Origin of the sequence: Paraburkholderia sp. GAS334, from assembly GCF_050436625.1 — a bacterium.
Lineage (GTDB): Bacteria > Pseudomonadota > Gammaproteobacteria > Burkholderiales > Burkholderiaceae > Paraburkholderia.
In genome coordinates this window covers 247,058-259,792 of sequence record NZ_JBNDMO010000002.1, presented here as the reverse complement: position 1 = coordinate 259,792, position 12,735 = coordinate 247,058, and the positions used below count along the sequence as shown (strand labels likewise).

Below are 12,735 nucleotides of genomic sequence, written 5' to 3'. Positions count from 1 at the left end.
GGCGCGGTAGTAATGGGGAACGAAGGAACTGCACGGGTTTTACGGCGGCTTTTTACGTGCCGCTCACCCGTATAGCGTAGCCCGACATTATATCCCTTGCTGGCGGATGGTCTTGCGCGCCGGCGCGGGCGGAGGGAAGCCCAGCAACGCTTCCAGTTCGCCGGAAACCTGCGCGAAACGCTCGCTCAGGAAATCGAGCAGCACCCGCACGCGCGGCGCCATGAAGCGGTTGCGGTGATAGAGCGCGTGCAGCGGCGCGTCCGGATAGCGCCAGTCCGGCAGCAGGATGCGCAACCCGTCGGAGCGCAGATCGGCTTCGACGTCCCACATCGACTTCACCACGATCCCATAGCCACGCAGCGCCCATTCGCGGGCGATGGCGCCGTCGTTGGTTTCGTGGGCCGTGTCGAGCGGCACGGTGTAGTGCTGCACTTCGTCGCCGCGCGTGAAGCGCCATTCGTTGATCGGCCCGGACGCCGTGCCGAGCACGATGCAATGAAAGCGCGCCAGATCGTTCGGGTCTTTGGGCTCGCCGTGTTTCGCGATGTATTCCGGCGACGCGCACAGGACACGCCGGTTCGGCGCGAGCGGCTTCGCGACGAGCGAACTGTCGGGCGGCACGCCGAAGCGGATCGCGAGGTCGATGTCGTCCTGCAGCAGATTCGACAGCGAATCGGAGAGCGTCAGCGCGAACGTGACTTCCGGATATTGCGCGTTGAATTCGTCGAGCCAGTGCATCAGCAGGTTGCGGCCGAAGTCGGACGTGGCGGAAATCCGCACCTTGCCGCGCACGACGTTCTGGCCGGCCTGCAGCGCGGCTTCGGCGTCGTCGAGCGATTGCAGCGCCTGGCGGCAGCAGTTCAGGTACAGACGGCCTTCGTCGGTGAGCCTGAGCTGGCGCGTGGTGCGCTCGAAAAGTCGGGCGCGCAGGCCGGTTTCCAGCTTCGTCAGACGCGCGCTGGCGGCGGCGGGCGTGAGGCCGAGCTTGCGGCCCGCGGCAGACAGGCTGCCCAGCTGCGCCGCCTCGACGAACAGGCGGATATCTCCGAGGTTATCCATCGATCTTTCAAAATAATTTGATAATGATTCAAATGCTACGCCAATTATCAAAATATTACGTACCAGGGACAATGCGCACCTGTGAACTGTTTTCTGGCCGGAGGCCATCGTTCCATGCACCTCGATCACGCGACGATCGTCACGCCCGATCTGGAAGACGTCCGACGGTTTTTCGTCGATGTCGTCGGCCTGACGGCGGGCTGGCGGCCGCCGTTCGGGATCGGCGGCTACTGGCTGTATGCGAACGACCGGCCAGCGCTTCATCTGATCGACGCGACATTGCCGGGCCACGCCGGCCGCGCCGTGCCGCGCATCGATCACTTCGCCTTTCGCATCGACACCCATGCCGAATGGCACGCACTCGGCGAAAGACTTCGGGCCGCCGAGGTTCCTTATCAACTCGCCGAGGTTGCCCTCGCGGGCGAAACGCAACTGTTTGTCGCGCTGGGCGCGGGCGTCGTCGTCGAATTCGTGACGGCGCTGCCGAACGCAACGTGAGCCACCTGAGCCACCTGGCTGCACGTGAAGCGCAACCCTGATACCTGGAGATTCAGATGCCCATTCCACTTCTGGCGCTGGCGATCAGCGCGTTTGCCATCGGTACGACCGAGTTCGTGATCATGGGCCTGCTGCCCCAGGTCGCGCAGGATCTGGCGGTGTCGTTGCCGTCGGCGGGTTTGCTCGTCAGCGGTTATGCGCTCGGCGTGGCGGTCGGCGCGCCGCTGCTCGCTGTCGTCACGAGCAGGATGCCGCGCAAGCTCGCGCTGCAACTGCTGATGGGCGTGTTCATCGTCGGCAACGTGCTGTGCGCGGTCGCGGGCAACTACACGATGCTGATGATCGCGCGTGTGGTGACGTCGTTTGCGCACGGCTCGTTTTTCGGTATCGGCGCGGTGGTGGCGGCTTCGCTCGTGCCGCAGGAGAAGCGGGCGAGCGCGATCGCGTTGATGTTCACCGGTCTCACGCTCGCGAACGTGCTCGGCGTGCCGTTCGGCACGTTCGTCGGCCAGGAATTCGGGTGGCGCGTGGCGTTCTGGATCGTCGCTGCGTTCGGCGTGCTGTCGCTCGCGGGCGTCGCGGCGCTGGTGCCGAACCGTCATGATTCCGGCCCGACCGGCCTCGGCCACGAAGTGCGCGTGCTGAAGGACCCGCAAGTCTGGATCGCGTTGATGATGACGGTGCTCGGTTTCGGCGGCGTGTTCGTCGTGTTCACTTACATCGCGCCGATCCTGGAGCAGGTGAGTGGCTTCACACCGCGCGGCGTGACGCTGATCCTCGTGATCTTCGGCGTCGGGCTGACCATCGGCAACACGATCGGCGGCAAGCTCGCGGACCGTGCGCTGATGCCTTCGCTGACCGGCATTCTCGTCGCGCTGGCTGTGGTGATGGCGATCTTCGCGAAGACGAGCCACTCGCAGATCGCGGCTGCCGTCACGGTGTTCGTCTGGGGTATTGCTGCGTTCGCGACGGTGCCCCCGCTGCAGATGCGCGTTGTCGAAAAGGCGACGGCGGCGCCGAATCTTGCATCGACGCTGAACATCGGCGCGTTCAACGTCGGCAATGCGGGCGGCGCGTGGCTCGGCGGTCTGGCGATCGGCCACGGCTATGCGCTCGACGTGCTGCCGTGGGTTGCGGCTGGCGTCACGGTGCTTGCGCTTCTGCTGACGTTCGTCGCGGCGCGCATGGACGCGCCGTCGTCGGTCGTGCCGCAGCGGATATGAAAGAAGCGCACAAGCAATCCACGAAGCGCCCTCCGCAATGCTGATATCAGTGTGAAGATAACTTCGTTGGGCGTGGTGGAATCTGCTGATAGTCTGGCCCTCTACTGATGCGCGTCCGCCCGTCGGCGGCGCTCCTGGAGGCCACCATGCATTCCCCGCTTGCGCTGGTTCGCGACCCCGCGGCTGATCTGCCCGAGGGTTCGCGCACCCCCGAACCTTTCGATGCGCTCGAACAGCTCGTCGGTGTCAATCTGGCCCGGCTGCGTTCCGAGCGCCAGCTTTCGCTCGATGCGTTAGCGCGTGCTTCCGGCGTATCGCGCGCGATGCTGGCGCAGATCGAATCCGCGCGCAGCGTGCCGTCGATCAAGGTGTTATGCAAGGTCGCAGCGGCGCTGAAGGTGTCGGTGGCGGCGTTTTTGCGGCGTCACGCGGTGAATGGCTTCGAGCATCTGCCGGCAGGGCGGGCGGTGCGCGTCGTCAGCGCTAGCGGACGGTATTCCGCGCGTGCGCTGTATCCCGACGCCGAGCGTGTCGCGGCCGAGTTTCACGAACTGCGCATCGCGCCGCTGCATACCGAAGCCGGTACGCGCCGCGCGCCGGGCACGACCGTGAATCTGGTCGTGAGCGACGGCACGTTGGAAGTCAGTGTGCACGACCAGCGTCAGCTGCTGGCCACGGGCGATGCGATCGTCTTCGATGCCGACCAGCCGCACAGCTTTCGCAATCCCGGCGACACCGAAGCGCGCGCGTACCGCGTGACGCTCAATGCCGAGACGCCGCCGCGCTGGGACGTGCCGCATGACGCAGCAGGGCGGCCGGTTGCGCCTTGAGCGTTGCGTGGTCGCCTGATTTGAGGCGATTGTCTGATCCGAAGTCGTCGCGCAGCACGAATGGCGCGACTGTTGTATCCTTTGCCGGCCGGTTTTTCCGGCAATCAGTGCGTCTTCAGGGCGGGGTGTAATTCCCCACCGGCGGTATGCAGGCCTTGGCAGTTCGGCCCGCGAGCCCGCGAGCGCCCGCGCTTCATGGTGTAGCGGGGTCAGCAGATCTGGTGAAATGCCAGAGCCGACGGTCATAGTCCGGATGAGAGAAGATGTGCAGATAGTCATGGTCCATCCCATGCGTTTCGCCCGTTATCGCGGGCGGCGGCGCACGGGCGTGTTTCGCTTAACGATTTGATGCGGGCACGTGGTTCTGTCTGTTTGCAATGCCCTGAAACGTTTTTCGCCCAACTTCCGCGAGGAGCGTTTCACATGTCTTTTGCTACATTTCCTGCACCGGCTACGCACGTTGAGAGTGCTTTCGCCGATCTCCCCCTGCTTTCCACCGAAGCTGTTCCGCCCCGTATCGCCGCTGCACTAGAGGCGCTGCGCGATGGACGCGCCGTCGTCCTTCAGGACGATCACGACCGCGAGAACGAAGCCGATCTGATCGTTTCCGCCGAGCGTCTCACGAACGAAACGATGGCACTGCTGATCCGCGAATGCAGCGGCATCGTGTGTCTGTGTCTGCCCGACGAGAAAATCCGCGCGCTCGAACTGCCGCCGATGTCCATCAACAACGAGAGCCGTAACGGCACCGCGTTCACGGTTTCGATCGAGGCGCGCGTGGGCGTGTCGACGGGTGTTTCCGCCGCGGACCGCGTGACGACGATTCGCGCCGCGATCGCCGATCACGCGAAGCCCGCCGACATCGTGCGCCCCGGTCACGTGTTCCCGCTGCGCGCGATGCCAGGCGGCGTGCTTGCCCGGCGCGGGCACACCGAAGGCACCGTCGATCTCGTGATTCTCGCGGGTCTCAAGCCGGCTGGCGTGCTGTGCGAACTGATGAACGCCGATGGCACGATGACGCGCGGCGCGGACGTGGAGCGCTTCGCTGCGCAACACAATCTGCCGATGCTGACGATCGCGGAACTGGTGGAGTTTCGTGAAGCGCTGGCGACCGTGCGTGAGTGCTGCACGGACGCTGCCTGAACTGGTAAGAGGCAGGCTCTTCGCACGAACCTGCTTTTGAGAAGCGAATGCGTGGGCCGTGGCAGTTGTTGCCAGCCCGCGCGTGATCGCTTTTACTGCGCCCTGCAACCCCACCCTACGACTGCACGTCGCCGAATTCGCCGCGTACACCGGCTTCGACCAGCGCGGGCAGTTCGTCCATGTGTTGCATGATCCGCGTCATGCCCATGTTGCGCAGTACATCCGCGTAGCCATCGGGGATGTGACTCGCGCCGACGAACGCAATCGTCTTCATTCCGGCTGCGCGCGCGGCGTTCAGCCCCGCGATGCTGTCCTCGACGACGACACAGCGCGCCGGTTCCACGTTGAGTTGCTTCGCAGCCAGCAGATAGACGTCCGGGTAGGGCTTCGGCCGGGCGACCTGCTCGGCGCTGAAGATGCGTCCCGCGAATATTTCCGTGAGCCCGGCACGCTTCACCGAGGCGAGCACGCGCGACATCCTGCTGTTCGACACGACCGCCGCCGGTAGCGACACACGTTGCAATGCGTCGCGCACGCCGCTGATCGCACTCAGCGACGAAGCCAGCGCATGCTCGACGTTCTGCTCGACGGTCTGCAGAAAATCCGCCGGTAACCTGATGTTCAGGCTGGCTTCGAGGTTTTCCAGGAAGCGCGAAGTCTGCTGGCCGAACGCCGTCTTCACGACAGGTGCGAAGTCGATGCCGGGAAAGGTGGTCGACAGCGTGTCGAGCATGACGTGATCGGCGATGACTTCGCTATCGACGAGGACGCCGTCGCAATCACAGATGAGGTGGTCGAGCAGCATGCGAAAAACGGGAGCGGAGGAGGAGTCGGCGGACTGGCCGGCCTGGGGACGCATCGGCCGGCACGGCTTAAAACGCCATCATACGTGGTTGTCCCGCGCGTACGCTTGCGAGCGCGTCGTGCCGGGGCGATCTCCCGTCCGTTTCGCGACGTCCGGATCTGCGCCGTCATCCGCGGCCCGTTCAATGCTCCGGTGAATCGGCCCACGCCGTTGCGGCACGCACGGCGCGATGCCAGCCGTCCATGCAGTTCTTCACGCTGTCCGGCTGCATCGTGGGCGAAAAGCGGTGGTCGAGTTTCCACTGGCTTTGCAGTTCACCGACATCCTTCCAGTACCCGACTGCCAGTCCCGCAAGATAGGCCGCGCCGAGCGCCGTCGTTTCGCTGACCTTCGGACGCACTGCATCGACGCCGAGAATATCGGCCTGGAACTGCATCAGCAGGTTGTTCGCGCACGCGCCGCCGTCGACGCGCAGTTCGCCGACGCGAATGCCCGAATCCGCTTCCATCGCCCGCAACACATCGACGGATTGATACGCGATCGAATCGAGCGCCGCGCGCGCGATATGCGCGGACGTCGTGCCGCGCGTGACACCGAACAGCGTGCCGCGTGCGCGTGCGTTCCAGTGCGGCGCGCCGAGTCCCGCGAACGCGGGCACGAGATAGACGCCGTCGCAATGCGGCACGCTGCGCGCGAGCGCCTCGATTTCCGCCGCGCTCCTGATGATGCCGAGCCCGTCGCGCAGCCACTGCACGACCGCCCCCGCGATGAAGATGCTGCCTTCGAGCGCGTAGTTGATCTGGTCGCCGATCTGCCACGCGATCGTCGTGACGAGATTGTTCTTCGACTCGATCGGTTTGTCGCCGGTGTTCATCACGAGGAAGCAGCCCGTACCGTACGTGTTCTTCACCATGCCCGAGCGCGTACACATCTGGCCGAAGAGGGCCGCGTGCTGGTCGCCCGCGATGCCCGCGAGCGGAATCTTCGACGCGAAAACCGTGGTCTTCGTCGGCCCGTAGACTTCAGACGAAGGCCGCACTTCCGGCAACATGCTGCGTGGAATGTCGAGCGCGTCGAGCAGTTCGTCGTCCCATTGCAGTGTGTGGATGTTGAAGAGCATCGTGCGCGATGCGTTGGTGACGTCGGTGATATGCAGGCCGTGCTGCGTGAAATTCCACGCGAGCCAGCTGTCGACCGTGCCGAATGCGAGCTTGCCCTGACGCGCCTTTTCGCGCGCGCCTTCGACGTTGTCGAGAATCCAGCGGATCTTCGTGCCCGAGAAATACGAATCGATCGGCAGGCCGGTTTTCGCGCGCACTTTTTCTTCGAGGCCCTGCGCCTTCAGCTGGTCGCAGAAATCGGCGGTGCGGCGGTCCTGCCAGACGATCGCGTTGTAGATCGGGTGCCCTGTCTCGCGATCCCAGACGATTGTCGTTTCGCGCTGGTTCGTGATGCCGATCGCGGCAATCGATGCACCGTTCAGGCCGGCGCGCGTGACGGCCTCGGCGGCGACGCCAGCCTGCGTCGACCAGATTTCCTGCGGGTCGTGTTCGACCCAACCCGGCCGCGGATAGTACTGCTGGAACTCCTTCTGCGCGATCGACACGACATTGCCGTCATGGTCGAACAGCATCGCGCGCGAGCTGGTCGTGCCCTGATCGAGCGCGAGGATGTACTGGTCCTGCATGGTGTCTTCTCCATGATTTTTTGTGACGCGGCGCGCCCGCGTGTATCAGGCGTGCATCACGCGGGCGGCGTGACGTCCTCGAGCGCGAACCACGCGTCGATCTCGCGGCTGACTTCGTCTAGCGTGCCCGGCTCGACGAGATGCAGGCCGAGCTTCGAACGCCGCCACAGCACGTCGTGTGCAGTGCGCGCCCACTCGGTATCGCGAAGATAACGCAGTTCCGATTCGTAGATGCCTGAGGCGAACGCGCGGCCGAGACCGGCGAGCGAGCGTGCCTGGCCGACAACGCTGGCCGCGCGCGTACCGTAAGCGCGCGCGTAGCGGCGCGCGAGGCCGGCGGGCAGCCATGCGTGCTGCTGCTGGAACTGCGCGGCGAAACGCTCGAAGTCAGCCTTCGCGATATCGCCGCCCGGCAGCGTCGCACCGGCCGTCCATGCCGGCGCCGGTGATTCGAGCGCACGGGAGAGTTCGTCGACGGCTTCTTCCGCGAGCTTGCGAAACGTCGTGATCTTGCCGCCGAACACCGACAGCAATGGCGCCTGGCCAGACGGCGCGTCCAGTTCGAGCCGATAGTCGCGCGTGACGGCCGACGGATTGTCCGCGCCTTCCTCTTCGAGCAGCGGGCGCACGCCGGAATACGTCCAGCAGACGTCCTTCGGCGTGATCTTCTGCTTGAAGTAGCGGTTGATCGAGTCGCACAGATACTGCGTTTCTTCGGCGTTGATCGCGACCTTGGCCGGGTCGTCGCGATACTCGATGTCGGTTGTACCGATCAGCGTGTAGTCGTGCTCGTACGGAATGGCGAAGATGATCCGCTTGTCCGGATTCTGGAAGATGTAGGCGTGATCGTGCGTGAAGAGACGCCGCGTCACGATGTGACTGCCTTTCACGAGACGCACGCTGTGCGTCGCGCCGCGCCCGAGCGCGCCTTGCAGCAGCTCGCCAACCCATGGCCCGGCGGCGTTGGCGATCGCGCCGGCGCGCATGTCGATGACGCGGCCGTCCGCGCTTTCGAGCCGCGCGTGCCATTCGCCGCCAGCGCGCACGGCGTTCGTGAGTTTCGTGCGGGTGAGGATGGTCGCGCCGCGTTCGGCAGCATCGAGTGCGTTCAGCACGACGAGCCGCGCATCGTCGACCCAGCCGTCCGAGTAGACGAAGCCGCGGCGAATCGAGTCGATGAGCGGCGCGCCGGCCGGATGGCGCCGCATGTCGATGCCGCGCGAGCCGGGCAACAGTTCGCGCCGCGCGAGGTGATCGTAGAGAAAGAGGCCGGCGCGGATCAGCCACGCCGGACGCAGGTCCGGCATGTGGGGCATCACGAAACGGAGCGGCCACATGATGTGCGGCGCGGCGTGCAACAGCGTTTCACGCTCCTGCAGCGCCTTGCGCACGAGCCCGAACTCCCGGTACTCGAGATAGCGCAGACCGCCATGAATGAGCTTCGTACTCGCCGACGACGTATGCGACGCGAGATCGTCCTGCTCGCACAGCAACACCGAAAGACCACGCCCGGCGGCATCGCGCGCGATGCCCGCACCATTGATTCCGCCGCCCACGACGAGCAGATCGTACCTCGCGCCTTGCGTCACCGGCTGTGTCCCCTGAATTCTGAAGGAAATTATGACGAAACCTTAATGTTCGTTTTCGAACTTTAAGGAGCATATTCGAAAAAGTAAAGTTCGATCCTCCGATGGCCATCCGGCCAGGGTGACACGGGATACGCTCGCAGACGATACTCACGAGACGAGCCATCAAGAGGTGAAACATGCGTGGAATCTGGATAGCCGGCGCGGCGGCGCTACTGGCGGGGTGCGTCGGCACGCCGAGCCTGAGCGGCACGATGGGCGCGCCATCGTTCGCTTCGCTGCAGGAAATGTGCGGCGGGCAGCCGGTCGACTACGGCAGCGATGCGCAATCGGTGTATTCGACGTTATTCGACGCTTACGTCGGCAGCCGGCGCGGGAAGCGATCGAAGGAAGATTACTGCGCGTTGCAGACAGGGCTCGCGCAGCAGTACGCGGCGCACGGCGCGAGCAGCGACCCGCAGGCGCGCAACCAGTGGGTCGCGTATCTCACTACACAGCGCGCGAAGGCGCTCAGCTGGCGCGCTGCGGTCGATCCGACCTTGCGCGGCGGCTAGGAAGCAGCAGCGCGGCGGTTGCCATGGCGAGCTTGCGGTGTGAAGGCGTGCGATATCCGCACGCCATGAGCGCTGGGAACGACGGTACTTACTAACGGTGGCGGTCGGGCTACGATCAGGAGAAGCGCTTGATTGCCCTGAGTGCAGAATCGCCGACTTCGGTGAGACGCCACTGCTGGAGGCCGGACGCAAGCTTTTCGAGCTGGACGAGCTGACGTTCGAGGAGCGCGTCGAGTTCGTCGCGTTCCATGTCGGTCTGATTGGGGGAGTCTTTTACGAGCAACAACGTGGCGAATTCATGCGGACTCAGCATTGTTCTCTCCATGTCAATGTTCCGGACTGCGCGCCAGGCAGCGGATCAGCGTGGACAGCTTGCTGAACGCCAGTGGCATGGGCAGTCCGCCAACGCACGGTATGGGCGTTGGGGAACTGGAGTGTAGTCAACCGCACGCAGAACACCAAACCGTCCCCGGAAAATTTTCCCGTTGACAGAATGATGTTCGAGAGGCGGTCTACATTCGCCGCCAGATTCTTGATTTCACTCGAAGTTTTGCGTGCGGTGCAGCAAACGCAACGCCTGTTCCCAGGAAACCCAGATCGGATCGCCGTCAGTCGGCGATGTAGACCTGCGTGCCGGCGGTGGCGAGCGTCTCGGCCATATCCGGCGGCGGAGCGGCGTCGGTGAAAAGCGCGTCGATCTGGTCGAGATGCCCTTGGCGCACCAGCGCCGGACGGCCGAATTTCGAGTGGTCGGCGGCAAGGAAGACGGTACGGGCGTGTTCGATGATCGCTTCCGCGACGCGCACTTCACGGGTGTCGAAGTCGCGCAGGGTGCCGTCGGTCTCAATGCTCGACGTGCCGATGATCGCGAAGTCGACCTTGAACTGACGGATGAAATCGATGGCGAGTTCGCCGACGATACCTTTGTCCCACGGCCGCACAATCCCGCCCGTCACCAGCACCTCGCAGTCCGGGTAGCCGCTCATCATGCTCGCGACATTCAGATTGTTGGTGATCACGCGCAGCCCGCGATGGCGGTTGAGCGCGCGCGCGACCTCTTCGGTGGTCGTGCCGAGGTTGATGAAAAGCGACGCCTGGTCAGGGATGTGAGTGGCCACCAACGTGGCGATGCGGCGCTTTTCGTCATGAAACATGCGCTGCCGCGCGGTGTATGAGACGTTCTCGGAGCTGGTCGGCAGGCTGGCGCCGCCGTGATAGCGCCGCAGGAGGTTGATGTCCGCGAGCCAGTTCACGTCGCGCCGGATGGTCTGAGGCGTCACGTCGAAGTGGGCGGCGAGGTCGTCCACCGTCACGAAACCGTCGCGCTGGACCCATTCGAGCAGTTCCTGCTGGCGTGCATTCAGGGTCAGGCGGGGGTCTCGGGTCATGGCGTCAAGGTCGATTGCCGGTGAGCCGCGGGCCGCATGTCGCGCCTCTGGCGGGCAGGTATTGGAGTCGACGTATTGTAAGACCTTCGGGCACCTTGCCAGCAAGGTTGCCGGACGTGTGCAGGCACCGGTGCGCATTCAGACGCCTGGCGCATTTATTCAGTCAATAAATGAATTTGTTTTTTGTGCCCGAACACGCTGCAATTTCGGGTTCCCGTTTCTAGCGGTTCGACATCGCATGGCGTGTCGGATCGCGTCCTTCAAAGAGTGTCTGACATGACCCGCTTCAACTGGCAAAACCCTTACCCGACGCCGCGTCTGCCGGTCTTCGCCCGCAACATCGTCTCGACGTCGCACCCGCTCGCGGCGCAGGCTGGCCTGCGCATGCTGTGGAAGGGCGGCAATGCGGTCGATGCGGCGATCGCGGCGGCAGCCGCCATCACGGTGGTCGAGCCGGTGTCGTGCGGGCTCGGCGGCGACGCGTTCGCGCTTGTCTGGGACGGCAGGAAGCTGCACGGGCTGAACGCGTCGGGTGTGTCGCCGGCAGCGTGGAACGTCGACTATTTCAAACAGAAGTACGGTGAGGAAAACGGCCTCGCGAAGCAGCCGAAGCGCGGCTGGGATGCCGTTACGGTGCCGGGCGTGATCGCCGGCTGGGAAGCGCTTCACCAGAAATTCGGCTCGCTGCCGTTCGCCGACCTGATGGAACCCGCGATCGAGATCGCCGAGCGTGGTCATGCGGTGGCGAGCATCGTTGCGTACAAGTGGGCTGCGGCGGTGCCGGAGCTGAGGGATCAGCCAGGTTTCGCGGAGACGTTCATGCCGCGCGGTCGCGCGCCGGAAGTGAGCGAACTGGTGCGATTCCCGGGTCACGCGAAGACGCTTCGCAAGCTGGCTGAGCTCGGCCCGCGTGCGTACTACGAAGGCGAGATCGCCGAACAGATCGCAGGGTTTGCCCGCACGAGCGGCGCGGCGCTGACGCTTGACGACCTGCGCAACTATCGCGCCGACTGGGTCGAGCCGATCGCCAAAGATTATCGCGGCTACACCGTGCACGAAATCCCGCCGAATGGCCAGGGCATCGCGGCGCTGATTGCGCTTGGTATCCTGGAGCACTTCGACATCAAGTCGCTCGCAGTCGACAACATCGAGTCGCAGCATCTGCAGATCGAGGCAATGAAGCTCGCGTTCGCCGACGTCTACCGCTACGTCGCCGATCCGCGCTCGATGGACGTCACGCCCGGGCAGATGCTCGACGATGCGTATCTCGCGTCGCGCGCGAAGCTGATCGATCCGAAGCGCGCAACGCAGTTCGACTTCGGCATGCCGAAGGCGGGCGGCACGATCTACATGTCGGTGGCGGACGAGCGCGGCATGATGGTGAGCTTCATCCAGTCGAACTACATGGGCTTCGGCTCGGGCATCGTCGTGCCGGACAGCGGCATCGCGCTGCAGAACCGCGGCTGCGGCTTCTCGATGGATCCGAAGTCGCCGAACGTCGTTGAAGGCGGCAAGCGGCCGTTCCACACGATCATCCCCGCGTTCCTCACACAGAAGGTGGAGGGCCAGCAGGAAGCGGTGATGAGCTTCGGCGTGATGGGCGGCGACATGCAGCCGCAAGGCCATCTGCAATCGATCGTGCGCATGCTCGACTACGGCCAGCAGCCGCAGGCCGCGTGCGACGCGCCGCGCTGGAAGGTCAACCGCGACTTCACGGTCGATATCGAAGCCACGCTCGACCAGCAGACCGCAAGCGCGCTGCAGGAACTCGGCCACACGATCAAGTCCGTCGACGATCCGTATATGGACTTCGGCTCCGGCCAGTACATCTGGAAGCTCGACCGCAATGAGCCGGAGCGCGGCTATGTGGCGGCGAGCGACAGCCGCCGCGATGGACTCGCCGCCGGATTCTAGACCACAGGTTCTGACGTTGCGCGCCGCGATTCGCATTGCGCGACGTCA

At 64.5% G+C, this 12,735-nt stretch carries 12 protein-coding genes and 1 riboswitch; of the genes, 6 read left to right on the top strand and 6 right to left on the bottom strand.

Annotation, left to right across the window (positions count from 1 at the left end):
• Window positions 1-87: 87 nt before the first annotated feature.
• Window positions 88-1,059 carry a LysR family transcriptional regulator gene (locus tag P3T21_RS04555; protein WP_429254736.1) on the bottom strand — a complete coding sequence of 324 codons (972 nt, stop codon included), beginning with the start codon at window positions 1,057-1,059 and terminating at the stop codon, window positions 88-90.
• 114 nt (window positions 1,060-1,173) lie between these two features.
• Between P3T21_RS04555 and P3T21_RS04550 the strand changes: the two genes are divergently transcribed.
• The 4 genes from P3T21_RS04550 to ribB all read left to right on the top strand — a co-directional run bounded on the left by P3T21_RS04550 (window position 1,174) and on the right by ribB (window position 4,753).
• Window positions 1,174-1,557, top strand: coding sequence for a VOC family protein (locus P3T21_RS04550; protein ID WP_429254735.1), 384 nt, complete (start codon window positions 1,174-1,176; stop codon window positions 1,555-1,557).
• A gap of 56 nt (window positions 1,558-1,613) precedes the next feature.
• Entirely contained in the window at window positions 1,614-2,780 is a 1,167-nt protein-coding gene (locus P3T21_RS04545; protein ID WP_429254734.1) for an MFS transporter, read from the top strand.
• Window positions 2,781-2,926: 146 nt separating this feature from the next.
• Window positions 2,927-3,610, top strand: coding sequence for a helix-turn-helix domain-containing protein (locus tag P3T21_RS04540; RefSeq protein ID WP_429254733.1), 684 nt, complete (start codon window positions 2,927-2,929; stop codon window positions 3,608-3,610).
• 107 nt (window positions 3,611-3,717) lie between these two features.
• A riboswitch (FMN riboswitch) is annotated at window positions 3,718-3,879 on the top strand.
• 154 nt (window positions 3,880-4,033) lie between these two features.
• The gene (ribB, locus tag P3T21_RS04535; RefSeq protein ID WP_429254732.1) at window positions 4,034-4,753 is read left to right on the top strand and encodes a 3,4-dihydroxy-2-butanone-4-phosphate synthase; all 720 of its coding nucleotides are present in this window, start codon (window positions 4,034-4,036) and stop codon (window positions 4,751-4,753) included.
• Between the two features lie 115 nt (window positions 4,754-4,868).
• Here the strand turns inward: ribB and P3T21_RS04530 are convergent, their stop codons facing one another.
• The 3 genes from P3T21_RS04530 to glpD form a co-directional block, all read right to left on the bottom strand.
• A complete protein-coding gene (locus P3T21_RS04530; RefSeq protein WP_429255162.1) occupies window positions 4,869-5,555 on the bottom strand; it encodes an HAD family hydrolase in 687 nt (228 codons plus the stop codon).
• A gap of 184 nt (window positions 5,556-5,739) precedes the next feature.
• A complete protein-coding gene (glpK, locus tag P3T21_RS04525) occupies window positions 5,740-7,245 on the bottom strand; it encodes a glycerol kinase GlpK (protein ID WP_429254731.1) in 1,506 nt (501 codons plus the stop codon).
• Between the two features lie 56 nt (window positions 7,246-7,301).
• A complete protein-coding gene (gene glpD / locus P3T21_RS04520; RefSeq protein ID WP_429254730.1) occupies window positions 7,302-8,834 on the bottom strand; it encodes a glycerol-3-phosphate dehydrogenase in 1,533 nt (510 codons plus the stop codon).
• A 176-nt stretch (window positions 8,835-9,010) separates the two neighbouring features.
• Here glpD and P3T21_RS04515 point away from each other — a divergent pair, with 176 nt between their 5' ends.
• Window positions 9,011-9,385 carry a hypothetical protein gene (locus tag P3T21_RS04515; RefSeq protein WP_429254729.1) on the top strand — a complete coding sequence of 125 codons (375 nt, stop codon included), beginning with the start codon at window positions 9,011-9,013 and terminating at the stop codon, window positions 9,383-9,385.
• A 115-nt stretch (window positions 9,386-9,500) separates the two neighbouring features.
• Here the strand turns inward: P3T21_RS04515 and P3T21_RS04510 are convergent, their stop codons facing one another.
• Both P3T21_RS04510 and P3T21_RS04505 read right to left on the bottom strand, forming a co-directional pair.
• Window positions 9,501-9,698 (bottom strand): hypothetical protein, encoded by a 198-nt coding sequence (locus tag P3T21_RS04510; RefSeq protein WP_176954051.1) that lies wholly within the window; start codon window positions 9,696-9,698, stop codon window positions 9,501-9,503.
• A 295-nt stretch (window positions 9,699-9,993) separates the two neighbouring features.
• A complete protein-coding gene (locus tag P3T21_RS04505; protein WP_429255161.1) occupies window positions 9,994-10,773 on the bottom strand; it encodes a DeoR/GlpR family DNA-binding transcription regulator in 780 nt (259 codons plus the stop codon).
• Between the two features lie 276 nt (window positions 10,774-11,049).
• On the opposite strand from P3T21_RS04505, the gene P3T21_RS04500 reads away from it, so the two are divergent.
• Complete coding sequence (locus P3T21_RS04500; RefSeq protein WP_429254728.1) at window positions 11,050-12,687, top strand: gamma-glutamyltransferase family protein; 1,638 nt, start codon at window positions 11,050-11,052, stop codon at window positions 12,685-12,687.
• Window positions 12,688-12,735: the final 48 nt, after the last annotated feature.